Consider the following 24486-nt stretch of genomic DNA (forward strand, 5'->3'; position numbering starts at 1 on the left):
AGTAACGACGATATTATTCGGGTGAATTTGAAAATGAAAACTTTTGTTGCTAAGCCAGAAACGGTACAACGTGACTGGTATGTGGTAGACGCCACAGACAAAACTCTAGGCCGTTTGGCTTCTGAAATCGCACTACGCCTTCGTGGTAAGCACAAGCCAGAGTACACACCTCACGTGGACACTGGTGATTACATCGTAGTAATCAATGCTGAAAAAGTTGCGGTAACAGGCCGTAAAGCGCAAGACAAAATGTACTATGCGCACTCTGGTTACCCAGGTGGTCTTAAAGAGACAAACTTTGAAAAACTAATTGCTCACAAGCCAGAAATGGTTATTGAAAAAGCAGTTAAAGGCATGTTGCCAAAAGGCCCTCTAGGTCGCGCAATGTTCCGTAAAATGAAAGTTTACGCAGGTGCAGAGCACAAGCACACCGCACAGCAACCACAAGTTTTGGACATTTAAGGAGCTATTAACATGGCAGATACTCAATACTACGGCACAGGCCGCCGCAAAAGTTCTACTGCTCGTGTGTTCCTACGTCCAGGCACAGGTAGCATTAAAGTAAACCAACGCGCTCTTGACGAGTACTTTGGTCGTGAAACAGAGTGCATGGTTGTTCGTCAGCCACTTGAACTTGTTGAAATGACTGAAAAGTTTGACGTATACATCACTGTTAAAGGTGGTGGTTCTAACGGTCAAGCGGGTGCAATCCGTCACGGTCTTACTCGTGCTCTTATGGAGTATGATGAAGCACTACGTCCAGCACTTCGTAAAGCTGGCTTCGTTACTCGTGACGCACGTCGCGTTGAACGTAAGAAAGTTGGTCTACACAAAGCGCGTAAGCGTCCACAATTCTCAAAGCGTTAATTTTTACGTTTTTTGTATTTTCAAAAACCCGGCTTATGCCGGGTTTTTTATTGCTTTTTTTCTATTACAAGTTGCCTGCGTCCCACATTCAGTAAAGTCTTCAAGCCTCTACAATTCATAACAAAGGTTTAATTTGCTGGTGTTATCTAACCAAATATTCTTCAAAACCTTGATTTTAGGCCTTTCCCTCACTAAACCTAAACACACCTTTTGAATTAAATTATCGCTTAAATATCAGTAAAACCTTGTGTTTATAAGGGCTTTTCTTTTATCATTTGCGGTCGAAAATTTTGAAAACTTTCGTGACCTCGTAAACCAGTAAATTTTTACTGTTACGTCGCTGTCATGACAAGCCATATGATGCATGACGCAAGCGTGATAAAACCAGTATAAGCTTGGGTTACACATCATAATTATCCAAACCTGGAGAAATGTGGATGAGCAATGTATCTGTAGATGCAACAGAGTCTGCACACAATGAAAACCAGCCAGAAAACAACACTCGTCGTCGGTTCTTGACCGTTGCCACGTCGGTAGTTGGTGGTGTAGGTGTCGTTGGTGCTGCTGTGCCTTTTATTGCGTCCTGGAATCCAAGCGCCAAAGCGAAAGCCGCCGGTGCTGACGTTGAAGTAGATATCAGCGGGATTGAGCCTGGACAGTTAGTACGTGTGATGTGGCGAAGCAAGCCTGTGTGGATTGTACGTCGTACGCCTGAAATTCTTGAAGAACTAGGCGCGCACGAAGATAAGCTGAAAGATCCTAACTCTGAAGCTGAGCAGCAGCCTGCGTTTGCTCAAAACCGTTTCCGTTCAATGAAGGAAGAGTACCTTATCCTTGTTGGTATCTGTACTCACCTGGGTTGTTCTCCACAGCATCTTAAAGACGGTGCATTTGAAGAAGTGGTTGAAGGCGTTCCAGATGGATTCTTCTGCCCGTGCCACGGTTCGAAATTCGACATGGCTGGACGTGTATTCCAAAACGTTCCTGCACCGTTGAACCTGGTTGTACCGCCATATCAATTCGTTGATGACAATAACATCATCATCGGTTCAGAAGCGGAGGCCGTGTAATATGAATGCTTTCCTAGGTTGGATTGAAGAACGCATCCCAATGATGCGCGTTGCGAATATGCACGCTCTTCAATATCCTGCTCCAAAGAACATGAACTTCTGGTATGTGTTCGGTTTTCTAGCAACTATTGTTTTGGTAAACCAGATTGTTACTGGTATTTGGTTGACCATGAACTTCGTTCCATCTTCAGAAGGCGCATTTGCTTCTGTTGAATACATCATGCGTGAGATCGACTACGGTTGGATCATTCGTTACATGCACAGTACTGGCGCATCAGCGTTCTTTATTGTGGTATATCTACACATGTTCCGTGGCATGATTTACGGCTCTTACCAGAAGCCTCGTGAGCTTCTATGGGTGTTTGGTATGTTTATTTACCTAGCGCTTATGGCAGAAGCTTTCATGGGTTACGTTCTACCTTGGGGACAAATGTCTTACTGGGGTGCGCAGGTAATCGTATCACTATTTGGTGCTATTCCTGTTGTTGGTCCTGACCTTGTTATCTGGCTACAAGGTGACTACGTTATCTCTGGCGCAACACTAAACCGCTTCTTCGCATTACACGTTATTGCGTTGCCGTTGGTTATCGTTATTCTTGTGTTCCTTCACATTATTGCACTTCACGAAGTGGGTTCTAACAACCCTGATGGTATCGCTATCAAGCACAAGAAAGGTTCACTACCTGAGTCTGAAAAGACGAAGTATGAAATTCATGAATACTACACAAGCAAGTACGACATTGCTGATGACGTATTGCCGTTCTTCCCACACATCGTACTTAAAGACCTTGTGGCGTTCTGTGTATTCTTAGCATTGTTCACTTACGTGCTGTTCTTTGCCCCTGAAATGGGCGGTAAATTCCTAGAGCACCCTAACTTTGAAATTGCTAACCCACTTAAAACACCAGAGCATATCTTCCCTGTTTGGTACTTCACACCGTTCTACGCGGTACTAAAAGCGGTACCTGATAAGCTATTCGGTGTATTAGCAATGTTCGGTGCAATTGCTGCGCTATTTGCTCTGCCTTGGTTAGACCGTGGTCGTGTTAAGTCATGGCGCTATCGTTGTGGCCTACACAAAGTAAACCTTATCGTGTTTGCAATTGTGTTTATCTTCCTAGGTTACCTAGGTGGTACACCGCAAGAAAACTGGAAAATCATTGCGTCGCAAGTTGCAACGGTAATGTACTTCGGTTTCTTCGTAGCACTGTTCTTGTACAGCAAAAACGAAAACACTAAACCTGTGCCAGAGAGGATTTCTAAATGAAAAAAATGATGTGCTTTTTAGCCTTCTTCCTACCTGGCGTAGCGCTTGCGGCAGGCGGGAACGTACACCTAGATAAAGCGCCTATCGATTTAACCGATAAGGCGTCTTTACAACGCGGTGCACAATTGTTCATGAACTACTGCTTAGGCTGTCACTCAATGAAGTATCAGCGCTATCAGCGTTCATTCCAAGACTTGGGTATTCCTGACGAACTAGGTCAAGAATACCTGCAGTTCACGGGTGAAAAAGTGTCTGACTACATTACTCGTGCAATGCCAGAAGAAGCCGCTGCTGGCTGGTTCGGTGCTGCTCCACCAGACCTAACGCTAGTGGCTCGTGTTCGTGGCGAAGACTGGATTTACACTTACCTGCGCTCTTTCTATGTTGACGAAAGCCGCCCATTTGGTGTGAACAACACAGTATTCCCTGAAGTAGGTATGCCACACGTACTTCAACCACTTCAAGGTACGCCAACACGTACTTATGAAGAGCAAATGGTTGATGGCGAAATGGTTAAGCGTTATGTAGGCATTAAGTCAGATGGTACTGGCGCAATGTCTCCTGACGAGTACGACCAAGCTGTTGCCGATATCGTGAACTTCCTAGAGTACACAGGTGAGCCTTCTAAACTTGAATCTCACAAAATCGGTAAGTGGGTACTTATCTTTATCGCAGTATTGTTTGTATTTGTTTACTTACTGAAGAAAGAATACTGGCGAGAAGTGCACTAATCGCACAGATTTATGTATAATATGAAAAGGGGGCTTCTCGCCCCCTTTTTTGGTATTTACTCGTGCTATCTGAAAATCCTAATAAATAGGGTCTTCAGGTAGCACGAGTTAACGTAATAAGCTTACCGTTTGTAAGCGTAAACTTGTTTCTCGACGGAGGAAATTGAATGGCCGTAGCCGCGAATAAACGTTCTATTATGACGTTGTTCTCTGACACAATTGATATTTATAGCCACCAGGTGCGTATTGTGTTGGCAGAAAAAGGTGTGGGTGTTGAAATCAGCTACACAGATCCTAGCAACTTGTCTGAAGATCTGTTGGAGCTTAACCCTTACGGTACTGTTCCAACTCTAGTTGATCGCGAGCTTGTACTTTACAAGTCGCACATCATCATGGAATACCTTGATGAGCGTTTCCCTCATCCACCACTTATGCCGGTTTACCCAGTATCACGTGGTCAGAGCCGCCTTATGATGCACCGCATCGAGCAAGACTGGTACTCGCTTGCTGCCCGTATTTTCCGTGGCGAAGGTGATGTAGAAGCAGCACGTAATGAGCTGCGTGAGGCTTTGCTATCTCTTGCGCCTGTATTTGGTGAAATGCCTTACTTTATGAGCGAAGAGTTCAGCTTAGTTGATTGCTACCTTGCTCCGCTATTATGGCGTTTACCTGCACTAGGTATTGAACTAAACGGTGCTGGCAGCAAAGAAATTAACGCTTACATGAACCGTATTTTCTCTCGTAGCTCATTTAAAGCGTCTTTGACTGACCAAGAGCGTGAGATCCACAACCCGCTATGACATCTATGACGTCAAACCAGCCCTATTTGCTTAGGGCTTTTTATGAGTGGATTGTTGATAACGACTTAACGCCGTACATTGTGGTAGATGCAACCAACGAGTTAGTTGAAGTGCCGCAGGAATTCGTTAAAGACGGTCAGATCGTTTTAAACGTATCGCCTAGTGCGTGTGTTAACTTTTCTCTTGATTTAGATGGCTTATCGTTTCAAGCGCGCTTCTCTGGGCAACCTAGAAGATTAAGTATGCCTTGTGAAGCGGTAATGGCTATTTACGCAAGGGAAAATGGTGCAGGTACAGTATTCGCCACTGAAGAAGATGTGGCTCGTGCGCAGCAAGAGCGTCCAGAAACATCTGAAGATGTTTCTCAACCTAGCGGCCCGACGTCGCTGGAAGATGCTGATGCAAGCGACGTGAAAGACGCACCTGTTCCACCTAAGAAGGGTAAGCCTACCCTCAAAGTTATTAAGTAACTTATTAAATAGCTTATCAAATAACGTATTAGCCTGGTTTTGTGAAGTTTATCTACTCAGCAAAGCCAGCGCTTATCTTTCTTATTCCCGTTAAATTTTATCTCCGGTTCCCCCTTCGCACAAAAGTAAAAACACCCCATTACCTGCGTAATAGGGCGCTTTCACGTGGTACTGCGTTTGACCATTTAACGGGTTCGGGTTATCACCACGCGGCTCGTTGGGAAATCAAAGCGATGGGCTTCGGTTAGTACCGATGTAGACAGGCCCTCACGGCTTGGGTCGTCAGCGTTTGCACTAGTGACTACACCTTGGTGAAGTCTTACTGCATCGGCAAGATCATCCCTCACCACATCATAGCCCGCAGCTTCTCCGCCGCCACCCGCTGCACTAGCGGCAGGGCCTGGCATAGTTGCCGCGGTTTCTGTGTTTGCTTCTGTACCCGCATCCCAAGTCACTGTCATGAACGTTTTTTTATCACCAACCGCCATGTTGCTTACATTCGCAGCGTTTAAGCCGGTGAATGCGTCGTTGGTGTTGACCAGCATGGTCGTCAACGTAAGGCGCAGGTCATCAGCATCGAGTTCAGGAACCACAAGAGTTAGTTCTGCGCCCATTGAGCGAGGACCCAATATGCCCCCAGAGTTTTGCGCATCCAAAAAGTCCGTGGAGTCCATGGCTTCAGTAATGACCATAGACGGGTCACCGCCTTCAGCCATTATTTCAATGCCCATGCTGGCTGGCTCGCCTTCATTAAATGAATGGAAGCCTGACTCATGCAATATGACGGCGGCAGGTGCAAAGGGCTGAGAGTAGGTTAAGTTGGTAATTTGTACGGTATAAACCGCTGAATTACCGTTAATACCGTCTTGTCCGTCCGAACCGTCTTGACCATCCGTACCATCTTGTCCGTCAGTACCTGCTTCCCCCTGCGGACCCGCTGGTCCTTGAGGGCCTGTATCACCATCGTCGCCGCAGGCAGCAAGAAGTGCTGAAAGCATCAATAATGTACTGAGTTTAATTATTGGATTATTCATCGTATTGGCTCCTTAAGATGCAGGAACAGTAATAACTACACGTGCTACTGGGTTCAACCAACGGTGTACGGTAGAGTCCAGATCACTGGCACCAGCGGCGCTATCAGTATCACCAAGCGCATTGCGGTGGATGTGTACTGGGCCATCTTCACCATCTTCAATTTCGCCATTAACGATTTGTGCACCCACACCCGTGCCACCTGTACCCAAATCAACAATACGAGTTGGAGCGCCGCCACCGGCAACACCCGGTACGCCATATCCACCCAGCGCATTTCCGGTCCCAGCTTCAACAACATCTGTACGGGCACTATTTAGTTCATCGTTAAGCTCAGTACCGGCATCGTATGCATTAAGGTAATAAGTGTAGGTACCCGGCTCGGTTGGAATTTCAATACTGTCCATACCAACAAAAGCGTCGTTAGTAGGTATTAGCATGGAAAGTAGCGAAAGATATGGCTTGTCCATAGTATCGAAGGGATAGCTTAACGTAGCTTTCGGCGCGAGAAGTCCGCCAAAACGGTGCCACGTATTTGAACCATTGTCGGTATCAACAGGGCCGAGTAACGCTTCAAAGTTTGCGCCGCTTGAATCAGCATTTTGTTCGTCGTCAATAACACCAGCTTCAGCTAACCACGCTAGAGCTGATGACGCAGGTTGCCCAACTTCAAAGGCATCGACGGTGTCATCGTGAGCTATGACTAAGCGCGGCGTAAAACTCTGCGCCTGAGTCAGGTTGGTAATTTCAATGTCTAAAGTGACAGCTTGGCTTACTGATACTGCTGCTAGCGACAAAAGCGTTGCGCTAGCAAGTTTAGTGAATTTCATTTTATTGTCCTTATTTATGGCTTAAATCGCATAAAAATTTAGGGCAGTAAAATGTCCAATTCATCACAGAACTTTCACAAAACGCACACAGATTCGTCTCAATAAATAACAGTGCTGTTATAAATTCTGAATTTATATTTTTTATAAAAAAATTGTAATCACTGTGAAAGAAAACCACGAACGCACTGGTCTTGTTTTTTATTGGCGAATTAGGAGCGAGATATGATCCTTATCATCTACAGTGGAAATAAGTTTCAACAGAACATATCGCAATGCTTAAGTAAGCATAGCTTTCTTTACGACGCAGTCTCTAATTTTCAATCCGCAGAGTCGTTGCTTAAGGCGCAGCATTATTCGCTCGTTATTGTTGAGTCGCATGGAAATATTATCTGTCTTAATCGTATAAAAGGCCTTGTTGATACGAACCCAGAAAGTTGGGTGATGGCAGTGGAAAGTGACGCGATGACAGACGATGTGGCCGACGAAGAGGTAGATGAAGCAAACTACTATGAAGTAGGCGTAGATGATTATCTATCAGGGCCATTTGATGCACGCATGTTTACTGCCCGTATTCGCTCCCATATGCGCAGAAGTATGCCTAGCCAAGCACATTTAAGACCATCTCAAGGTAGTGAAGAGCGCATCGAAATAGGACCCCTTAAAATCGACCAGCGTTTTCATAGCGTAACCCTAAACGGCCAAGTGCTGACGTTAACGGCTAGGGAGTTTGCGCTACTGGATTATTTTTGTCGTCATCCAAACCAAGTTTTTTCTCGCAATCAATTGCTCAGTGAGGTGTGGGGCTATAACCACGAAGGCTACGAGCACACGGTGAATACCCATATAAATCGTTTACGCACTAAGCTTGATAAAATCAACAGTATTGAAAATGGTGGACAGCTAGTAGAAACCGTCTGGGGTGTGGGTTACAAGCTGAACGTCAATGGATATATAGCGAAAGCGCTTATTGCATGAGTGTTGTTTAGCTCACCCATGCCCTATCAGGCATGAGAGTTCAAAATTAACTTAAATTAGAAACAGCGTCGCAGTACCTAAGAAAGCAAAAATACCCACTACATCGGTTATCGTAGTTAAGATAACACTGCCAGCTAGGGCAGGGTCTATCTTAAGACGCTTCATGATCATAGGTAAGGTTGCACCCGCTAAAGCAGCCGCAATCATGTTTACCATCATGGCAAAGGCAATAATTACGCCCAGCATGTAATCTTGTTTCCATAACGCGATGACAGAGGCAATAAGCACCGCCCAAATAGCACCGTTTAAAAAGCCGATGGATATTTCTTTACTGATAAGCCATCGTGAGTTACTCGCGTTAACATGGCCTAGTGCCATACCGCGAATAACTAGCGTTAGCGTCTGATTACCCGCTACACCGCCCATACTGGGGACAATGGTATTTAATATAGCTAACACAGCCAGTTGGCTGAGCGTTGCTTCAAATAGATCACTCACCATCGCAGCCATTAGCGCCGTCACTAAGTTTACCGCCAGCCACACCGAGCGTCGTTTGGTACTTTGCATAACGGGTGCAAAGGTATCTTCGTCGTCATCAAGACCCGCCATACTCATCATCGAGTGCTCGGCGTCCTCACGAATAATATCAACCACGTCATCAATGGTAATTCGGCCCACTAAGCGATGGTTTTCATCTACAACAGGTGCTGAAAGCCAATTGTATCGCTCGAACAGGCTTGCGACTTCATCGTCTGGCATATTCACAGGAATCGCTTCAGATTCCTCGTCCATAACGTCAGACACTTTATCGTCGGTATCTGCGGTGAGTAAACGGGTAACCGGAACAATACCAACAAGGTTGTCAGTTCGGTTTACCACGTAAAACGTATCCGTATTCTCAGGTAGCTCGCCTTTTAAGCGAATATAGCGCAGAACCACGTCAATGGTCACATCTGGACGTAAAGTGATGGTGTCGGTGTTCATGATGAAACCAGCGGTTTCCTCACCGTAAGACAGCGCTTGCTCTGCGCGCACGCGATCTTGTGCATCCATCGAATCTAGAATATCGGCCAATACTGGCTCGGGAAGGCTGCTTAGCGTCTCTGCTAAGTCATCGGTATCCATCTCTTCAAGTGCGTCAACCACATTAGCGGGAAGCATTTTTGTAATGATACCGTTTCGAACATCGTCAGACAGTTCTTCTAAAATGTCGCCGTGAAAGTCACCATCAATGAGCTCCCATAATTCGTCACGGGTTCTGCTAGGGCTAGATTCAAGAATGTGGGCGACGTCTGAAGGCGGTAATTCAAGCAGAAGCTTACGTACAGATACGAATTGACCGTTGGTCAACGCAGCGTTGAGTGCGCGTAACTGAGTTTGTACGTATTTAGAAACAAGCGCTTCTGCCATAAGGCGTTATTCCTACAAGCTAAAAGATGAACAATGCAGGCCATAGAGCCTAAGTGGGCGTAGAATATCGCAATTATGATGAGTCTGTCATGATAATTGCGTAGGTTTTGCGCAGGATTTTAAGATAACTGCGCTAAGTGTTGATTAATTGGTCAATGGATTGGGTAAGTAAGACTATTCGTCTTCGTTAAATCTGCCCTCAATAAGCTCTTCAATAGCTGCAAGTGCATCAACAGCATCACTGCCGTCCACAATCACATCTACCTGTTCACCTTGATGGCTTTCAAGCATCATTAATCCCAATACACTGCTTGCGTCTGCTTCTTTATCGCCTTTTTTTAAGATGATTTTAGCGTCGAATTGATTAGCCAGTTTAACCAGTTGGGTCGCCGCTCTCGCATGCAACCCTAACTTATTGACGATAGTTAGCGTTTTTTGAATAGTCATTACTGATTCAGCTCTCTATGGCGAATTTGAACATCAGGGTGTATTTCACTGAAGGTTTTCGACAGGGTCTGTGCGATATAAACCGAACGGTGTTGCCCGCCAGTACAGCCAATGGCTACGGTTACGTAACTTCTGTTATTGCGTTCTAAATGAGGCAGCCATGTCGTTATTAAATTCTGAATTTGCCAAATGAACTTGGTCACTACAGGCTGCGACCCCAAAAATACTTCTACTGGTGCGTCTAATCCGGTCAGATGTTTAAGGTCGGGCTCCCAGTGGGGGTTAGGTAAAAAGCGGGCATCAAAAACGTAATCCGCATCTTTAGGAATGCCGTGCTTAAAGCCAAACGACTCAAACACAAGCACAAGGCGTGAGCTTTTCTTACCCAGGATACGCTCTCGAATTAACTCTGCCAGTTGGTGAATGGTAAGCTTATCTGTATCTAGATATAAATCTGCGCGCTCAGCAATAGGAGCAAGTAGGGCAGACTCGGCTTTAATGGCTTCTGAAAGCGATTTATTAAGCTTGGCGAGAGGGTGAAGACGACGTGTTTCGCTAAAACGCTTAACCAGTACATCATCGCTCGCGTCAATGTAAACAATGGTCATCGACCACGAAGAAGGCAGGTAGTCTAGAATTTCTACCAAATCGTCAGGATTTTTAGGTAAGTTTCTCACATCGATACTTACCGCAACCTGATCGTACTCGTCAACAACTGTATGGGTTAAGGTGGGAAGTAAGTTTACCGGGATATTATCAACACAGTAATAACCTAAATCTTCCAATGCGCGAAGTGCGACAGACTTACCAGACCCCGAACGACCACTGATTATTATCAGCTTCACCTACTTTCTCCCTAATACTCTGGTTTTATCACATACGCGTTGTTGAATTAGGCGCCTACTAAACGGTTAATAGGCGCTTAATGTTTAACTTAATGCAGATAGAATATCGTCGCTTGTCGTTGCGCGACGTATTGCTTTAATCGTTTCTTTGTCGCTTAGTTTACCAGCCACGGTGGCCAGCGTTTGAAGGTGTCCTTCGGTCTGTTCCTCGGGAACGAGTAGCGCAAAAAAGATGTCTACGGGTTTCTCGTCAAGGGCGTCAAAGTCGATTGCTGGCGTGCTGGTTACAACAATGGCAATCACTTTCTCAAGGCCCGGCAGGCGTCCGTGGGGCAGGGCGATACCATTGCCAATGCCTGTACTACCCATACGCTCTCGAGCCATCAAACTGTTGAGTACCGTTGCCTGATCAATGTTCTCGTTTTGCTTGGCAGCGATATCAGCGATGATCTCAAGAATTCGCTTTTTACTATTACACTGAACCGCACACTCGGTGCGGTCCAGACTTACGATGGCTTGTATATCCATGCTTAATTAACTACTAATGTTTTTTCAGTTTTTCCTTATGCTTGATTACCTGCCGGTCGAGTTTATCAACCATGCTGTCAATCGCCGCATACATGTCGGTATTTTCTGAGGATGCGAATACTTCAGCGCCACTTAAATGAACGGTCGCTTCGGCTTTTTGATTTAATTTTTCAACGTTCAGGATGACATGCACATTAGAAATGTGATCAAAGTGACGTTCAAGTTTGCTGAACTTCGTATCGACATAATTACGCAAAGAGTCGGTGATTTCGACATGATGACCAGTAAGGTTGATTTGCATATTTCGTCTTCCTTATATTATTAAGCCCGATTAAATAAGGCTTTTGCGTTGGTTCGACGGCGGGATCGACAACGATTCCCGGTACTTTGCTATTGTTCGCCGGGCAACTTTAATGCCTTGTTCGGCCAACAATGAAGCAATCTTGCTATCACTTAGCGGCTTGCTAGGCTTTTCAGCGGCCACTAATTTCTTGATCAATGCACGAATCGCTGTAGATGAACATTCACCACCAGACTCTGTTGCAACGTGGCTTGAGAAAAAATACTTCAATTCGAAGATTCCACGTGGCGTATGCATGTACTTTTGCGTTGTCACTCGCGAAATAGTGGATTCGTGCATATCTACCATTTCTGCGACATCATTTAGCACCATTGGTTTCATCATTTCCGGGCCGTGCTCAAAAAAGCCCATTTGCTGCTGCACAATGCAGTTTGCAACCTTCATTAAGGTTTCGTTACGAGATTCAAGGCTCTTTATGAACCACTTAGCCTCTTGCATGTGTGAGCGGATGAATTGTGAATCGCTACTATTCTTGGCACGGCGACTCATTGCAGCGTATTGTTGATTTACGCTTAACTTAGGCAGACTGTCGGGGTTCAGCTCAACCACCCAACGGCCATTTTTCTTGGTTACTGAGACATCAGGAATAACGTACTCAGGCTCTTTAGTAACTAAAGCACTACCTGGGCGAGGATTCAAGGTTTGCAGTAAACGCATTGCCTCGCGTAGCTGATCTTCTTTCAATCGGCTTTTACGCATAAGCGTACGATAGTCTTTGCTGCTCAGTAAGTCAGAGTACTCTTCAATCAGTTGCTTTGCTTCAGCAAGCCACGGTGTGTCTTCTGAAAACTGGCGCAATTGCACCATCAAACATTCTTGTGGAGAGCGTGAGCCAGAACCAATAGGGTCGAACATCTGAATGCGCTTTAGCACACATTCTATTTCGTCCATTTCAATCGGCTCTTCCATATCATCATCGTTAACCGCTTCTAAAATATCATCAAGGGTAACGGTTAAATAACCTGACTCGTCAATAGAGTCGATGATTGCTGTAGCGATTGCGCGATCGGTATCCGAGAAATGGGTAAGGCGCATTTGCCAAAGAAGGTGCTCTTGAATATCTTCAGTAGTCTCACCTTGGAAGATTTGCTCGTCGTCATTGGATGGACCCGGAGCAGGCGAAGATGAAGCAGAGTAGTATTCGTCCCATGTGCTGTCGATTGGCAGCTCATCGGGAAGATCGTTTTTCTCAAGTGCATCGCCGGCTTCTAGTGTGTCACTAGATGCAGAAGCAGTGGCCTCAGAGCCGCTGTCATCGTTGTCGATATTGTTCTTTTCTAGTTGCGGCTCGTCGTTACCTTCTTCAACTTCTAATAGCGGATTAGAATCGAGCGCTTCTTGGATCTCTTGTTGAAGATCAAGTGTAGAAAGCTGCAGCAGTTTAATGGCCTGCTGAAGCTGTGGTGTCATGGTAAGTTGTTGGCTAAATTTTAGCTGTAAAGATGGTTTCATCTACGTCTTATTTAAATGCTCTAAATTGAATATACCAGAGCGAAACTGAAAAATGACAATTCGGTTACATTAACTATAGCCTGAATTGTTCGCCTAGGTATACATCCCTTACTTTTTGATTACTTAAAACCTGTTCCGCCGTTCCTTGCGCAATAAGCTCGCCATGACTCACAATGTACGCCTTTTCACAAACATCCAATGTCTCTCGTACGTTATGGTCCGTGATAAGGATTCCAATACCCCTATCGCGAAGATGTTGTATTATCTTCTTTATATCATTAACTGATATTGGATCAACACCAGCAAATGGTTCGTCTAACAAAATAAATTGCGGTTTTGCTGCCAGAGCGCGGGCAATCTCAACGCGACGGCGTTCGCCCCCTGACAAACTCATCCCCGTACTATTACGTATATGGTTAATATTAAATTCATCAAGTAGCGCATCTGCTTCTTCTTCTTGCTGTTGTGAATTTAAATCTTTACGGGTTTGCAAAATGGCCATGATATTTTCATGCACTGTGAGCTTTCTGAAAATAGAGGCTTCCTGCGGTAGGTAGCCAATTCCGCGGCGTGCGCGCTCGTGCATGGGCTGATGAGTTAGCTCATTGTCGTCGATTTCAATCTTGCCTTTATCCAGATTCACTAAACCAACAATCATGTAGAATGTGGTGGTCTTACCAGCGCCATTTGGGCCAAGAAGACCAACAATTTGACCCGTTGAGACAGACAGGCTTACATCTCGTACAACCTGTCGTGACTTGTAAGCCTTAGCAAGATTTTTAGCGCTCAAAGTTGCCATTGCTATTCATTGCCCTCGTTGTCTTTTTTGTCTTTCTTAGACGAAGTTTTGCGAATGGTCTCAGGTGTGAATACTGTGGTCACTCGACCCTCACCATCCTTACCTGCGCCGCCAGTCGCTAGCAATTGCTCGGTAATCATATCGAACGTGATGTTGTCACCCTGTACTTTACTGGTGTCTTGTTTCAACTCTGCGTTTCCGGCAAGAGAAATCGTTCGGTTCACCACTTCATAGCGTATTTCATTAGCTTTTGCCGAAACTGGCGTGCCGTCTTCCAATTGCTGGGAATAGCTTGCAGGCTTTCCTCTAGCAATAAATATTTCACGACCACCACCGTCAGTGGCAATTACTTCCACTTCGTCAGCTTCAATAACCAAAGAGCCTTGAGTTATGAGTACGTCGTCTTTGTACAACGCGGTTTTATTTTTACCGTCGATAAACTGGGTGTTCGAGCCTATTTTTATGGGCTGCGAAAAATCATCTTCACTGGCGTGTACCGCACCGCTAGCGATGGCAAGCAATAAACTAGTTGCTAGGGGAATAAGTGGTTTGTACATGATCTAAAAGCTCGTATTCTTGTGTGCGTAAATTCGCGTTAAACCCATTACTTAAAATGACATATTGGGTGCCCAGTATTTCAACGGGTTGGTCAGATGTCATTTGCTTGGTTTCTAAATTAATTTGAATGTACTCGGTCGATATACTTCTGACAAAGTCATCGCCAGTTTGGTTCTCAATATTAACTTGGTTTTCCAGCTGGATTAGCTCGTTATTGTATAGTGTACCTTCATCAGCGGTTACCACCCATGGTGATGACGCGTTTTCTGTATAAAGGGTGTATTTAGGTTGCTGAAACAATACAAAGCCAAGCTGGTCGTAATGCTCCATCGACTCTGCAAATACTTTGTGATTTAACTCACCGTCTTGATTGTACAGCGTAGTTGTTAGATTTTTTGCTTTGTAGGCGGGCTTTAGCGCATCGTTTTCACGATTCCCCTGCGTTTCAGGCTGCTCTTCCATCCACGTAGGGATGTACATCAGCATCGCCAGAATAAATAGCGCCGATATACTTAATCCTAAGCGATTAAAGCCAAACAGGCTCATACACTAGCTCCAAAAATCTCATTTGCTACCCCTTTGGCCTGCAAAATGGTATCCGATATTTCTCGGACCGCGCCAAACCCACCGGGAAGGGTCGTAATCCAGTTAGCTTGTTTTGCTACGTAAGGATGGGCATCGGCAACCGCAATTTTAACCGCAACGTGCTTGTACATACCCGTATCTGGCATGTCATCACCTACCGCAGCCACTTCGTCAGTGTTTAACTCAAGGCGTTTCATCAGGTCGCTAAGCGCGTCTGCTTTATTCTCTTCGCCTTGAATTATATGTGCAACATTCAGTGCCTTCATTCTATTTTCAACAATGGCAGAGCGACGTCCAGTAATAACCGCAACATTCACTCCATTGCTCACTAGCGCTTTTACACCATATCCATCACGGGTATGGAATGCTTTAAGTTCTTCACCGTCGTTACCTAAGTAAATTCGACCATCTGAGAACACACCATCAACGTCGCATACCAGCAACTTTATCTTGGCTAGTTTTGCGAAAAGCGAGTCATTTATTTCCGTGTACAAGGTGGTTGTCATTTAAAGCACTCCTGCTTTTAGTAGCATATGCATGTTAAAAGCCCCAACAGGTTTGCGCTTATCGTCAGTAACCATTAACGCACTAATTTTATGGGTTTCCATCAAATTCAGGGCTTCTACAGCCAGCTGACCTGCGGTGGTAGTCTTGCCGCCTTTAGTCATTACTTCTTCTACTGTCGCACTGTGTACGTCTACGCGGGCATCGAGAATTCGTCGTAGGTCGCCATCCGTAAAGACGCCTGTCAGCGTACCGTCTGCCGCTATCACGCCTGTCATACCCAACCCCTTTTTAGATATTTCCAGCAGTGCGTCAGCAACAGAAGCACTGGCATGGACAAGGGGGATATCACTGCCGCTTTGCATGATATCGCTAACTTTAAGCAGAAGTTTTCTGCCTAAACTGCCGCCTGGGTGCGAAAGCGCAAAGTCATCTGAGGTGAAACCTTTTTGGTCGAGCAGTGCTACCGCAAGCGCATCACCCATAACCAGTGTGGCGGTTGTGCTTGACGTAGGAGCAAGACCTAGCGAACACGCTTCTTTTTCAACGCTGATATCAAGCACGACATCTGCGTGTTGCCCTAATGAACTGGAAGCACTGTTGGTCATGGCGACCACCTGTATGCCTAAGCGTTTAACTACGGGCAATAAGTTAACGAGTTCGTTAGTCTCGCCAGAATTAGAGATGGCGAGTAAGACATCGCCTTTGCTTAGCATGCCCAAGTCGCCATGGTTGGCTTCACCAGGGTGCATGAAAAATGCAGGAGTACCTGTACTGGCAAGCGTAGCGGCAATTTTATTTCCGATATGCCCAGACTTTCCCATACCACTCACGACAACTTTACCCTTGCAGGCAAAGAGAATATTACAGGCAGCGATAAATTCATTGTTTAAGCGCTCTGCCAGATTAGCAATAGCTTGAGTTTCAATTTCAATAACGCGCTTCGCTGAGTCGATATAGTTCATCTGAGTTTGTGTATTCATGATTATCCGAATAGCCAGAATTGATAGCCGATAAAGCAAGCCAGAAGTATGAATCCATTTGTTCTTGATATTGTACGTTTGCCGATTAAATCGAAGCTGAACAAGAACAATAATAATGTTAAACCAAGCATTACGTACATATCTCGGCTGTAAACGTCAGGGTCCAGGATACCAGGCGCGATTAACCCGGGCATGCCAAGTACGGCAAGCAGGTTGAAGATATTTGAGCCGATGATATTACCCAGTGCTAAATCGTCTTCCCCTTTTAGTACACCCGCAACACTTGCTGCTAGTTCAGGTAGACTTGTACCAAACGCAATAATCGTTAGTCCGATAACCAAATCCGAAATGCCCATGTATCTGGCAATTTCTACTGCTGAGTTCACCAAAAAGTGAGCACTTAATGGTAGTATTACAAGGCCTACACCAATCCAAATGAGGGCTGACGTATTTGAAACGCCTTTGGGGATTTCATCTGCGGTTTCCGCAACCAGAGGGTCTTCTTTATCTACCTGTAGCGACAACCACGCCATCATTGCCAGTACGAAAATGAACAGGCCTAGTAGGATAATGCCTTCATAAGACTTAAGTTCACCGTCAAACATAAAGCCAATGGCAATCAATGAGATGATAAGGAGTGCTGGAAGCTCGCGCTTTAATGTTGTTGATGAAACAAGCAATGGTTTCACTAGCGCGGTTATACCTAAAACTAGCGCGATGTTCGTGATGTTAGAACCTAGCGCGTTACCCACGGCGGTGTTCATATTGCCATTTGCGGAGGCTATGGCGGAAACCACAATTTCAGGTGCCGAAGATCCCATAGCGACAATCGTTAGTCCGATCATCATTGGAGAAATGCCGATGTTTTTTGCTAATGCTGAGGCGCCATATACAAACCGGTCAGCGCTCCAACTCAGTACAATCAGCCCAACAAGAAAAATGACAATGTTTAAAAGCACAACAACCTGTAATAGAAAGTATTTCGCTAGATTGTCGCAAAAAGAGTGCCATTTGCCTATGCTCGCAGCGTTTTATTTTCGCCAAATACTGTCAATTGACGTAAATTTCCGCTGGATACGCAAATTAGGTCGCACTTACACACACAAGACTTCATATTCAGTTTCAGTTAAGAAACAACAAAATAGGATGGTATTAGGATTGATTTGGGAGGCTTGTAGGATACTAGATGGGCACTTGGGCGTGAGATACCGAATACCAGTCCGCATAGATAATTGCCCACTCAGAAGGCGCTGGCAAGTTTCCTAGCGAAGCGTGGGAATGCAGGAATGGCTGTTCCCTTTCAAATTCCCAGAATGAAGCTAGGAAGTTTGCCAGACCTTCCCGAAGGCCGAGTTTAAAATGTCCGTACTCTTTGTTGTGTCACCTTGATGTAGAACCACTATACCTGCGGTAACACGCCGCGATTACGAACATTTTAACTCTCGCTGCGTGGGTAATAATCTATACGGACTGGTATATATTCGTCTTAATCGAACATAACTTGTAACTTTTTGACTTTGGCGAGGGGCTTGAAAAAGCGTACAATGCCCTTAAATTACACCGCCCAGACAAGGTGTTCTATACCGTGTCTGGCGATAGAAATTCAAAAAAGTACACTGGAGAGTAAACTTTTTTGATTTTATGCGCTCATAAAGTAAACTGTGCAGTAAACCTTAAGAGTGGATCAAGTGAAGGCACAGAAATTGAATACTCACTTACTCTTATAATTTTAAAATTTTCTAAGTGGATTGAACGCGTTATTTTATAAGGTCTCAATCCAACGTCAGGGGTCGACATTTAAGTAACTATGGATCATTTAGTTGAAGTAGATAACCTTACCTTTAAGCGCGCTGATCGCATCATTTATGATGGGATATCGCTAAAGGTACCCAAAGGCAAAATTACTGCGGTAATGGGGCCAAGTGGTATAGGTAAAACCACGCTGCTGCGCCTTATTGGCGGGCAGTTAACGCCAGATGAAGGTGACGTTAGATTCGACGGCGATTCGATTGTTTCTATGTCGAGAAAAACGCTATATGAGACACGTCGTAGAATGAGCATGCTTTTTCAAAGTGGTGCGCTTTTTACCGATATGAGTGTGTTCGATAACGTGGCGTTTCCACTTCGCGAACATACAAAACTTTCTGAAGACGTTATTGCGACAATTGTCGCTTTAAAGCTACAGGCAGTAGGATTGCGCGGTGCAGCTCAATTAATGCCTAGTGAATTGTCTGGTGGTATGGCGCGCAGGGCTGCTTTGGCTAGGGCGATTGCACTAGATCCAGATTTGATCATGTACGACGAACCCTTTGCCGGACAAGATCCTATATCAATGGGTGTGCTGGTTAAGCTTATTCGTGAATTAAACGACGCACTTAATCTAACCAGTATTGTGGTGACTCACGATGTCACTGAAGTACTGACCATTGCCGATTATATTTATATCTTAGCTGACAAGCGGGTTATCGGTGAAGGAACGGCGCAGCAAATCAAAGAAAGTGACTCTGAATTAGTCCAACAGTTCTTGAAAGGAAAAGCAGATGGTCCGGTACCATTTCATTATCCTGCACCTGATTTGAAAGCAAGCTTCTTGGGGGCAGATAAATGAAGTTCTTCCAATCAATAGGCGCTAAAACGATAGGGAAGGTCACTGCGGTTGGTCGAGCAGCTCTTATGTTATTCGGTGCGTTAATCGCTGTTCCTCGGCTTAAAAATGTACCGCTGGTGATTAAGCAATTGTATGTAGTGGGCGTTCAGTCGCTACTCATTATTATGGTGTCGGGGTTATTCATCGGCATGGTAATGGCGCTACAAGGCTACACCATTTTGGTTGATTATGGCGCAGAAGGTAGCTTAGGCCCCATGGTCGCACTTTCATTGTTAAGGGAGCTTGGTCCGGTTGTGACCGCATTGCTTTTTGCTGGGCGAGCTGGCTCAGCCTTAACAGCTGAAATAGGCTTAATGAAAGCCACGGAGCAGCTGAGTAGTTTAGAGATGATGGCGGTAGACCCGCTACGACGTATCGTCGCTCCGCGTTTTTGGGCGGGAATGTTAGCGATGCCTATGCTTGCCATTATTTTCAGTGCCATTGGTATTTTAGGCGGCCACTTAGTGGGTGTTGATTGGTTAGGCGTTGATGCAGGCAGCTACTGGTCAATTATGCAATCGACAGTAGATTGGAACCAGGATGTCATAAACGGCGTAATAAAAAGCCTCGTGTTTGCCTTGGTTGTGACGTGGATTGCCATATTTAAAGGTTACGATTCTATTCCAACATCGGAAGGGATCAGCAAAGCGACTACCGAAACGGTGGTCTATTCATCATTAGCAGTATTAGGGCTGGACTTCGTGCTAACCGCCCTTATGTTTGGTATCGAGTAGGGGATTGGAATGAGTAAGTATAAAACGGAAGTAATGGTTGGTGTGTTTGTCATGCTTACAATCGGTGCGTTGTTGTTATTGGCACTGAAAGTAGCAAACCAAACGGTAGCCACCGAAGGCGATACCTACACGTTATACGCAAAATTCGACAATATTGGCGGCTTAAAGCCGAGATCGGCAGTAAAGGTTGGTGGGGTAACGGTTGGCCGTGTGTCATCGATTACGCTAGACCAAGAAGATTTTACGCCAGTGGTTGAGCTGTCAATTTTAAATGAATACAACGGCTTTCCAGAAACCAGCTCTGTGTCTATTTTGACCTCGGGTTTGCTAGGCGAACAGTATGTTGGCTTCCAACCTGGCTTCTCTTTCGACGGTGTCGCTAATTTACAGAATGGCGATTACCTTCAGGATACTAAGTCAGCTTTGGTTCTTGAAGATCTCATTGGTCAGTTCTTATTTAATCGCGGAAGCGACGAAGACTAATCGCAGTATTACGGCCAGACGTATATTATCAGGTCGTTAAATTATTCCAGCGGCGTGATGAAACTTATTGGATTGCCATCAGGTCTGCTAAATAGAGTTTTAAGTTAGGAGAGTAATTTTGAAAAAGTTTATGGTAGCACTTGGCATCTTCATGATGTCTGTAGCGGGCATAGCGAATGCACAAGAAGTTAATGAACAAAACCCGTATGAATTGGTTCAAGACGTAGCAAACCGCACGTTTGAGCGCATCAAAGCGAACCAAGCAGCGATTAAAGCTGATCCTGAAATGCTACGCACTATTATGGAAGAAGAATTAGTACCTCATATCGACTACAAATTCGCTGCTTTTATGGTACTAGGTAAACACTTTAAGTCAGTACCTCAAGAGAAGATGGGCGAGTACATCAGCGTATTTCGTCAATATTTGGTAACAACCTACGCTGTGGCAATGGGCTACTACGACAACCAAGAAGTCATCTTTGAGCCTGAATCATCTTTTGATGATAAAAAATCAGTAACAGTGCGTGCAGTGGTTCAAGATCCAAACCGCCCTGAAATCAAAATTGCTTTTAAAGTTCGTAAAGATAGTAAAACGAACGAGTGGAAAGCCTACGATATGGTTGCTGAAGGCATCAGCATGCTAAACAGCAAGCGTAGCGAATTTGAATCAATCCTTCGTCAAGACGGTATCGATGCAGTTATCGCACTAATGCGCGACAAAATTGGTAAGCCAGTTGAGCTTAAGCAAGGCGAGCCAATCGAAATCGAAGGAGAGGCTGAGTGAGCCTATTCGAGGTAAACGACAAAGGCAATGTAGTGGTTCACGGTCATCTTGACCGTGAAACGCTGTCGAAGAATTTCTGGGATAGTTTGAGCGGAAATGAGCGTAGTACCTTGATTAACAATAAAAGATGTCTTGTTGATTTAAGTGACGTTGAGCGCGCAGACAGTGCAGGTTTGGCTTGGCTTATTAATGCCGTTAGGGATGCAAAGCAAAATGGTGTTAGCATGAGCCTATATAAAATGCCAGAGAAGCTACGTAAGCTTGCTAAAATAAGCGACGCAGATAGCTTTTTACCCGTAGAATAAACACCCGTTAGCGAATTAAGAAGTAAGTTATGGAATTGTCTGAAATTGAAAAAATCTTGAAAGATGCGTTAGACCTTCACGAAGTCCATGTAAAGGGCGAAGGTTCGCATTTTAATATTATTGCGGTAAGCGATGCTTTTAATGAAATGAGCCGTGTGAAGCGCCAGCAAGCGGTATATGCGCCTTTGGCTGATAAAATTGCAGACGGCAGCATGCATGCAATTACCATCAAGACGTTTTCAGTAAAAGACTGGGAGCGTGAGCGCCAGTTTAATATTCCTCAATAATAGGCGTAGCACGTGGATAAACTCGTAATTAAAAAGGGCCCTGCGCTCAACGGTACCGTGCGCATCTCTGGCGCTAAAAACGCGGCCTTGCCATTGTTGATGACAAGCTTGCTGACTGACTCTCCTTGTCGTTACACCAACGTTCCTCGTCTTCGTGACATCAATACTACGACGGCACTTTTGCGTGAATTAGGTGTTGAAGTCGCACTACCCGCACCTAACGATATCGTTATCGATGCGAGTACGCTACAAAGCGTTACAGCGTCCTATGAGTTAGTACGTACTATGCGTGCGTCTATCTTAGTACTTGGCCCATTGCTAGCTAAGCAAGGTAAAGCGAATGTCTCTTTGCCAGGTGGCTGTGCTATAGGTGCGCGTCCAGTAAATCTTCATTTAACTGGCCTTGAAAAGATGGGCGCGAAGATTGAAGTAGACGAAGGCTATATTCGAGCCGAAGTCGATGGGCGTCTGAAAGGTGCGCGTATTTTCATGGATATGGTAAGCGTGGGTGCCACTGAAAACCTATTGATGGCAGCGGCGCTGGCTGACGGAACAACCATTCTTGAAAACGCGGCACGCGAGCCCGAAATCGTTGATTTAGCAAACTGTCTTATTCAGATGGGCGCGAAAATTAGCGGTGCAGGAAGCGATAAAATAACCATTGAGGGCGTGGAAACCTTAAACGGTTGTGATTATGCAGTGCTGCCTGACCGTATAGAAACCGGTACTTTCTTGGTAGCGGCCGCTGTGACAGGTGGGAAAATACGCTGTACTCATGCGGCGCCAGATACATTAGATGCGGTGCTAGATAAGCTAGAGCAGGCCGGAGCTAAAATCACCACTGGTGATGACTGGATAGAGCTAGACATGGAAGGGCGCAAACCGCAGGCTGTGCGAGTTAAAACCGCACCACACCCAGCATTCCCTACGGATATGCAGGCGCAGTTTGTTACCCTTAACTGTGTTGCCGAAGGCACGGGCGTAATTACAGAAACCATTTTTGAAAACCGCTTCATGCACGTGCCAGAGTTACAACGTATGGGCGCAGAAATAGCATTAGAAGCGAACTCAGCAGTGTCTAAAGGCAGCTCAAGCCTTAAAGGAGCTCCGGTAATGGCCACTGACCTGCGCGCGTCGGCAAGCTTGGTGATAGCTGGGCTCATCGCAGAAGGTGAGACTCACGTGAATCGCATTTATCACTTAGACCGTGGTTATGAAGCCATTGAAGAGAAGCTGGGTGGCTTGGGTGCCATCATTGAAAGAGTGAAAGAATAACTCAAGGTTTTGCACTTCTACGAAAAAGCGCCAGATAGCATATCTATCTGGCGCTTTTTTTGTGTCTATTATCTATGCGGGCTGGTATTAAATCTTCACGTTCTAAACTTGGGAAGTCGAATTAATCTGCCAGCTCCAACAATACTTATTGACCAGCGCGAAGCTCTGCAACCGTTGCCGTAAGAGTAATTGAACGCCCGTCGCGGCTGAGCTCAATTTCAAGTTCTGTACCGGGCTCGGTTTCGGCAATCATATCCAACGTTTTTGATGCGCTTTCTAAACGTACGCCGTCTATGGCTACTATGATGTCGCCAGGGCGGATACCCGCGATGTCGGCAGGGCTGCCTTTAGCTACTGCTGAAACGTCTATGCCTGGTCGGTTGCGGTTTTCACCGCCAACAAAACCAAGCTGCCCGCGAACAACACGTCCATTGCTGATAATTTCATCCATGACTCGCTTAGCTAATTCGTAAGGCACGGCAAAGTTAATGCCGTCTACATTGCGAGCGCGATTATTTGAATCTAGCACTTGGAAGTTGGCGTTAGTGATACCCAGCAAAATACCATTGCTATCTACCAGCGCGCCACCAGAGTTACCTTGGTTCAAAACTGCGTCGGTTTGAATGAAATCAACATAATTAGATAGACCATTTCGTCCGGCTCTGCTTACTATGCCTTGAGTAATGGTTTGTCCCAGATCGAAAGGATTACCAATCGCCATCACCACATCACCCACATGGGTGTCAGGTTCCGATACCTGAGGAATAATATGCAGGTTATCAGCGGTGACTTTTAACACGGCAAGGTCGGTCAGTGGGTCGGTGCCCACAATTTGCGCTTCCAAAATACGTCCATCTTGAACCGCTACGTAAATGCTATCGGCATCTGCAACTACGTGGTGACAGGTAAGCAAATAGCCATTTTCTGTCATGATAACGCCAGAACCCAAATTGGTGCGCCCACGAGATTGATTTCTGAATAGGCCTGAACCGTTCTCAATACTGACGCTGTAGATATTGACTACTGCAGGCGCAGAGCGGCTCAGGGCAGTAAAATAGCTTTCGCGACTAGCGCTTACTGATGGAGAGTTAAAGAATCCTTGAGCAAGGCCTTTGCCTTGACGTAGATCGGGTAGGAAAACTAAGAGTAGTGCAGCAACAGCTACGCCAAGAAATACAGATTTTAGTAAGAAGTTAAAAATTGAGCGGCCAGTCACAAATCACACTTTTTGTTATCTGTCGCACTTAATTAATACGTGCCGTTAACTTAGCACTACTTCACAATCTTAAAGCGCAACATTCTTAAATTATCATCTTACGGCAAAGGATATCACTTTATTTAATAAACTACCGTAATGAAACGCAAATTTTGTGCAACTCAATTTGCACTAGCATGTACTTCAAAACCTTTCATGCTGTTCATACAGCGTTATTTACGTGGACATAGGTGTAGCTCGA

30 protein-coding genes are annotated in these 24486 nt (G+C 45.2%); 15 read left to right on the plus strand and 15 right to left on the minus strand.

Annotation, left to right across the window (positions count from 1 at the left end; genetic code table 11):
* Nucleotides 1-33: 33 nt before the first annotated feature.
* From rplM to MHN09_RS08325, 7 genes are all read left to right on the plus strand, one after another.
* On the plus strand, nucleotides 34-462 hold the full coding sequence (rplM, locus tag MHN09_RS08295) for a 50S ribosomal protein L13 (protein ID WP_014948329.1): 429 nt from the start codon (nucleotides 34-36) through the stop codon (nucleotides 460-462).
* Between the two features lie 12 nt (nucleotides 463-474).
* The gene (rpsI, locus tag MHN09_RS08300) at nucleotides 475-867 is read left to right on the plus strand and encodes a 30S ribosomal protein S9 (RefSeq protein ID WP_014948330.1); all 393 of its coding nucleotides are present in this window, start codon (nucleotides 475-477) and stop codon (nucleotides 865-867) included.
* Between the two features lie 437 nt (nucleotides 868-1304).
* The gene (gene petA / locus MHN09_RS08305; RefSeq protein WP_014948331.1) at nucleotides 1305-1937 is read left to right on the plus strand and encodes a ubiquinol-cytochrome c reductase iron-sulfur subunit; all 633 of its coding nucleotides are present in this window, start codon (nucleotides 1305-1307) and stop codon (nucleotides 1935-1937) included.
* 1 nt (nucleotide 1938) lies between these two features.
* The gene (locus MHN09_RS08310; RefSeq protein ID WP_014948332.1) at nucleotides 1939-3204 is read left to right on the plus strand and encodes a cytochrome bc complex cytochrome b subunit; all 1266 of its coding nucleotides are present in this window, start codon (nucleotides 1939-1941) and stop codon (nucleotides 3202-3204) included.
* Nucleotides 3201-3935, plus strand: a complete 735-nt coding sequence (locus tag MHN09_RS08315; protein ID WP_014948333.1) for a cytochrome c1 — start codon at nucleotides 3201-3203, stop codon at nucleotides 3933-3935. Before MHN09_RS08310 ends, MHN09_RS08315 begins: the two co-directional genes overlap by 4 nt.
* A 167-nt stretch (nucleotides 3936-4102) precedes the next feature.
* On the plus strand, nucleotides 4103-4735 hold the full coding sequence (gene sspA, locus MHN09_RS08320) for a stringent starvation protein SspA (protein WP_012517332.1): 633 nt from the start codon (nucleotides 4103-4105) through the stop codon (nucleotides 4733-4735).
* Nucleotides 4732-5205, plus strand: a complete 474-nt coding sequence (locus MHN09_RS08325) for a ClpXP protease specificity-enhancing factor (RefSeq protein ID WP_014948334.1) — start codon at nucleotides 4732-4734, stop codon at nucleotides 5203-5205. The genes sspA and MHN09_RS08325 overlap by 4 nt, the downstream gene beginning before the upstream one ends.
* Before the next feature lie 185 nt (nucleotides 5206-5390).
* Here MHN09_RS08325 and MHN09_RS08330 read toward each other — a convergent pair whose 3' ends face one another.
* Together MHN09_RS08330 and MHN09_RS08335 are read right to left on the minus strand one after the other, a co-directional pair.
* Nucleotides 5391-6239, minus strand: a complete 849-nt coding sequence (locus MHN09_RS08330) for a spondin domain-containing protein (protein WP_168533647.1) — start codon at nucleotides 6237-6239, stop codon at nucleotides 5391-5393.
* A gap of 12 nt (nucleotides 6240-6251) precedes the next feature.
* Nucleotides 6252-7067, minus strand: coding sequence for a spondin domain-containing protein (locus tag MHN09_RS08335; protein WP_039224560.1), 816 nt, complete (start codon nucleotides 7065-7067; stop codon nucleotides 6252-6254).
* 222 nt (nucleotides 7068-7289) lie between these two features.
* Here MHN09_RS08335 and MHN09_RS08340 point away from each other — a divergent pair, with 222 nt between their 5' ends.
* Nucleotides 7290-8042, plus strand: a complete 753-nt coding sequence (locus MHN09_RS08340; RefSeq protein WP_156085968.1) for a response regulator transcription factor — start codon at nucleotides 7290-7292, stop codon at nucleotides 8040-8042.
* 51 nt (nucleotides 8043-8093) lie between these two features.
* Here MHN09_RS08340 and mgtE read toward each other — a convergent pair whose 3' ends face one another.
* The 12 genes from mgtE to MHN09_RS08400 all read right to left on the minus strand — a co-directional run bounded on the left by mgtE (nucleotide 8094) and on the right by MHN09_RS08400 (nucleotide 17473).
* Nucleotides 8094-9452 carry a magnesium transporter gene (gene mgtE, locus MHN09_RS08345; protein ID WP_014948338.1) on the minus strand — a complete coding sequence of 453 codons (1359 nt, stop codon included), beginning with the start codon at nucleotides 9450-9452 and terminating at the stop codon, nucleotides 8094-8096.
* A gap of 174 nt (nucleotides 9453-9626) precedes the next feature.
* Complete coding sequence (locus tag MHN09_RS08350; RefSeq protein ID WP_014948339.1) at nucleotides 9627-9899, minus strand: HPr family phosphocarrier protein; 273 nt, start codon at nucleotides 9897-9899, stop codon at nucleotides 9627-9629.
* Entirely contained in the window at nucleotides 9899-10744 is an 846-nt protein-coding gene (rapZ, locus tag MHN09_RS08355) for an RNase adapter RapZ (protein WP_014948340.1), read from the minus strand. Before rapZ ends, MHN09_RS08350 begins: the two co-directional genes overlap by 1 nt.
* Before the next feature lie 84 nt (nucleotides 10745-10828).
* Nucleotides 10829-11272 (minus strand): PTS IIA-like nitrogen regulatory protein PtsN, encoded by a 444-nt coding sequence (gene ptsN / locus MHN09_RS08360; RefSeq protein ID WP_014975727.1) that lies wholly within the window; start codon nucleotides 11270-11272, stop codon nucleotides 10829-10831.
* A gap of 13 nt (nucleotides 11273-11285) precedes the next feature.
* Nucleotides 11286-11573, minus strand: a complete 288-nt coding sequence (hpf, locus tag MHN09_RS08365) for a ribosome hibernation promoting factor (protein ID WP_012517338.1) — start codon at nucleotides 11571-11573, stop codon at nucleotides 11286-11288.
* Nucleotides 11574-11603: 30 nt separating this feature from the next.
* Nucleotides 11604-13085 carry an RNA polymerase factor sigma-54 gene (locus MHN09_RS08370; protein WP_014948342.1) on the minus strand — a complete coding sequence of 494 codons (1482 nt, stop codon included), beginning with the start codon at nucleotides 13083-13085 and terminating at the stop codon, nucleotides 11604-11606.
* Between the two features lie 73 nt (nucleotides 13086-13158).
* Nucleotides 13159-13884 (minus strand): LPS export ABC transporter ATP-binding protein, encoded by a 726-nt coding sequence (lptB, locus tag MHN09_RS08375; RefSeq protein WP_014948343.1) that lies wholly within the window; start codon nucleotides 13882-13884, stop codon nucleotides 13159-13161.
* A 2-nt stretch (nucleotides 13885-13886) separates the two neighbouring features.
* Nucleotides 13887-14441, minus strand: a complete 555-nt coding sequence (gene lptA / locus MHN09_RS08380; protein ID WP_014948344.1) for a lipopolysaccharide transport periplasmic protein LptA — start codon at nucleotides 14439-14441, stop codon at nucleotides 13887-13889.
* Complete coding sequence (lptC, locus tag MHN09_RS08385; RefSeq protein ID WP_014948345.1) at nucleotides 14410-14988, minus strand: LPS export ABC transporter periplasmic protein LptC; 579 nt, start codon at nucleotides 14986-14988, stop codon at nucleotides 14410-14412. Before lptC ends, lptA begins: the two co-directional genes overlap by 32 nt.
* Nucleotides 14985-15533, minus strand: a complete 549-nt coding sequence (gene kdsC / locus MHN09_RS08390; protein WP_039224564.1) for a 3-deoxy-manno-octulosonate-8-phosphatase KdsC — start codon at nucleotides 15531-15533, stop codon at nucleotides 14985-14987. Before kdsC ends, lptC begins: the two co-directional genes overlap by 4 nt.
* Nucleotides 15534-16514 (minus strand): KpsF/GutQ family sugar-phosphate isomerase, encoded by a 981-nt coding sequence (locus MHN09_RS08395; RefSeq protein WP_061094262.1) that lies wholly within the window; start codon nucleotides 16512-16514, stop codon nucleotides 15534-15536.
* 2 nt (nucleotides 16515-16516) lie between these two features.
* On the minus strand, nucleotides 16517-17473 hold the full coding sequence (locus tag MHN09_RS08400) for a calcium/sodium antiporter (RefSeq protein ID WP_239240143.1): 957 nt from the start codon (nucleotides 17471-17473) through the stop codon (nucleotides 16517-16519).
* Between the two features lie 848 nt (nucleotides 17474-18321).
* Between MHN09_RS08400 and mlaF the strand changes: the two genes are divergently transcribed.
* From mlaF to murA, 7 genes are all read left to right on the plus strand, one after another.
* Nucleotides 18322-19122: a phospholipid ABC transporter ATP-binding protein MlaF gene (gene mlaF, locus MHN09_RS08405; protein WP_014948349.1), complete on the plus strand. Its 801-nt coding sequence runs from the start codon at nucleotides 18322-18324 to the stop codon at nucleotides 19120-19122.
* A complete protein-coding gene (gene mlaE, locus MHN09_RS08410) occupies nucleotides 19119-19895 on the plus strand; it encodes a lipid asymmetry maintenance ABC transporter permease subunit MlaE (RefSeq protein ID WP_014948350.1) in 777 nt (258 codons plus the stop codon). The genes mlaF and mlaE overlap by 4 nt, the downstream gene beginning before the upstream one ends.
* Before the next feature lie 9 nt (nucleotides 19896-19904).
* A complete protein-coding gene (gene mlaD / locus MHN09_RS08415; RefSeq protein WP_014948351.1) occupies nucleotides 19905-20378 on the plus strand; it encodes an outer membrane lipid asymmetry maintenance protein MlaD in 474 nt (157 codons plus the stop codon).
* 118 nt (nucleotides 20379-20496) lie between these two features.
* Nucleotides 20497-21162 (plus strand): ABC transporter substrate-binding protein, encoded by a 666-nt coding sequence (locus tag MHN09_RS08420; protein ID WP_014948352.1) that lies wholly within the window; start codon nucleotides 20497-20499, stop codon nucleotides 21160-21162.
* Complete coding sequence (locus MHN09_RS08425; protein ID WP_239240146.1) at nucleotides 21159-21467, plus strand: STAS domain-containing protein; 309 nt, start codon at nucleotides 21159-21161, stop codon at nucleotides 21465-21467. The genes MHN09_RS08420 and MHN09_RS08425 overlap by 4 nt, the downstream gene beginning before the upstream one ends.
* A gap of 29 nt (nucleotides 21468-21496) precedes the next feature.
* Nucleotides 21497-21754, plus strand: a complete 258-nt coding sequence (locus tag MHN09_RS08430; protein ID WP_012517351.1) for a BolA family protein — start codon at nucleotides 21497-21499, stop codon at nucleotides 21752-21754.
* Nucleotides 21755-21766: 12 nt separating this feature from the next.
* On the plus strand, nucleotides 21767-23029 hold the full coding sequence (gene murA, locus MHN09_RS08435; protein WP_014948355.1) for a UDP-N-acetylglucosamine 1-carboxyvinyltransferase: 1263 nt from the start codon (nucleotides 21767-21769) through the stop codon (nucleotides 23027-23029).
* Between the two features lie 145 nt (nucleotides 23030-23174).
* Here murA and MHN09_RS08440 read toward each other — a convergent pair whose 3' ends face one another.
* Entirely contained in the window at nucleotides 23175-24245 is a 1071-nt protein-coding gene (locus tag MHN09_RS08440) for a trypsin-like peptidase domain-containing protein (protein ID WP_014948356.1), read from the minus strand.
* Between the last annotated feature and the right edge of the window lie 241 nt (nucleotides 24246-24486).

Origin of the sequence: Alteromonas sp. MmMcT2-5 (assembly GCF_022348315.1) — a bacterium.
GTDB classification, from domain to species: Bacteria; Pseudomonadota; Gammaproteobacteria; order Enterobacterales; family Alteromonadaceae; genus Alteromonas; species Alteromonas macleodii.

Coding starts and splice junctions, on each gene's coding strand:
- rplM (WP_014948329.1), top strand. CDS start 34: ATGAAAACTTTTGTTGCTAAGCCAGAAACGGTACAACGTGACTGGTAT.
- rpsI (WP_014948330.1), top strand. CDS start 475: ATGGCAGATACTCAATACTACGGCACAGGCCGCCGCAAAAGTTCTACT.
- petA (WP_014948331.1), top strand. CDS start 1,305: ATGAGCAATGTATCTGTAGATGCAACAGAGTCTGCACACAATGAAAAC.
- MHN09_RS08310 (WP_014948332.1), top strand. CDS start 1,939: ATGAATGCTTTCCTAGGTTGGATTGAAGAACGCATCCCAATGATGCGC.
- MHN09_RS08315 (WP_014948333.1), top strand. CDS start 3,201: ATGAAAAAAATGATGTGCTTTTTAGCCTTCTTCCTACCTGGCGTAGCG.
- sspA (WP_012517332.1), top strand. CDS start 4,103: ATGGCCGTAGCCGCGAATAAACGTTCTATTATGACGTTGTTCTCTGAC.
- MHN09_RS08325 (WP_014948334.1), top strand. CDS start 4,732: ATGACATCTATGACGTCAAACCAGCCCTATTTGCTTAGGGCTTTTTAT.
- MHN09_RS08330 (WP_168533647.1), bottom strand. CDS start 6,239: ATGAATAATCCAATAATTAAACTCAGTACATTATTGATGCTTTCAGCA.
- MHN09_RS08335 (WP_039224560.1), bottom strand. CDS start 7,067: ATGAAATTCACTAAACTTGCTAGCGCAACGCTTTTGTCGCTAGCAGCA.
- MHN09_RS08340 (WP_156085968.1), top strand. CDS start 7,290: ATGATCCTTATCATCTACAGTGGAAATAAGTTTCAACAGAACATATCG.
- mgtE (WP_014948338.1), bottom strand. CDS start 9,452: ATGGCAGAAGCGCTTGTTTCTAAATACGTACAAACTCAGTTACGCGCA.
- MHN09_RS08350 (WP_014948339.1), bottom strand. CDS start 9,899: ATGACTATTCAAAAAACGCTAACTATCGTCAATAAGTTAGGGTTGCAT.
- ptsN (WP_014975727.1), bottom strand. CDS start 11,272: ATGGATATACAAGCCATCGTAAGTCTGGACCGCACCGAGTGTGCGGTT.
- hpf (WP_012517338.1), bottom strand. CDS start 11,573: ATGCAAATCAACCTTACTGGTCATCATGTCGAAATCACCGACTCTTTG.
- MHN09_RS08370 (WP_014948342.1), bottom strand. CDS start 13,085: ATGAAACCATCTTTACAGCTAAAATTTAGCCAACAACTTACCATGACA.
- lptB (WP_014948343.1), bottom strand. CDS start 13,884: ATGGCAACTTTGAGCGCTAAAAATCTTGCTAAGGCTTACAAGTCACGA.
- lptA (WP_014948344.1), bottom strand. CDS start 14,441: ATGTACAAACCACTTATTCCCCTAGCAACTAGTTTATTGCTTGCCATC.
- lptC (WP_014948345.1), bottom strand. CDS start 14,988: ATGAGCCTGTTTGGCTTTAATCGCTTAGGATTAAGTATATCGGCGCTA.
- kdsC (WP_039224564.1), bottom strand. CDS start 15,533: ATGACAACCACCTTGTACACGGAAATAAATGACTCGCTTTTCGCAAAA.
- MHN09_RS08395 (WP_061094262.1), bottom strand. CDS start 16,514: ATGAATACACAAACTCAGATGAACTATATCGACTCAGCGAAGCGCGTT.
- mlaF (WP_014948349.1), top strand. CDS start 18,322: ATGGATCATTTAGTTGAAGTAGATAACCTTACCTTTAAGCGCGCTGAT.
- mlaE (WP_014948350.1), top strand. CDS start 19,119: ATGAAGTTCTTCCAATCAATAGGCGCTAAAACGATAGGGAAGGTCACT.
- mlaD (WP_014948351.1), top strand. CDS start 19,905: ATGAGTAAGTATAAAACGGAAGTAATGGTTGGTGTGTTTGTCATGCTT.
- MHN09_RS08430 (WP_012517351.1), top strand. CDS start 21,497: ATGGAATTGTCTGAAATTGAAAAAATCTTGAAAGATGCGTTAGACCTT.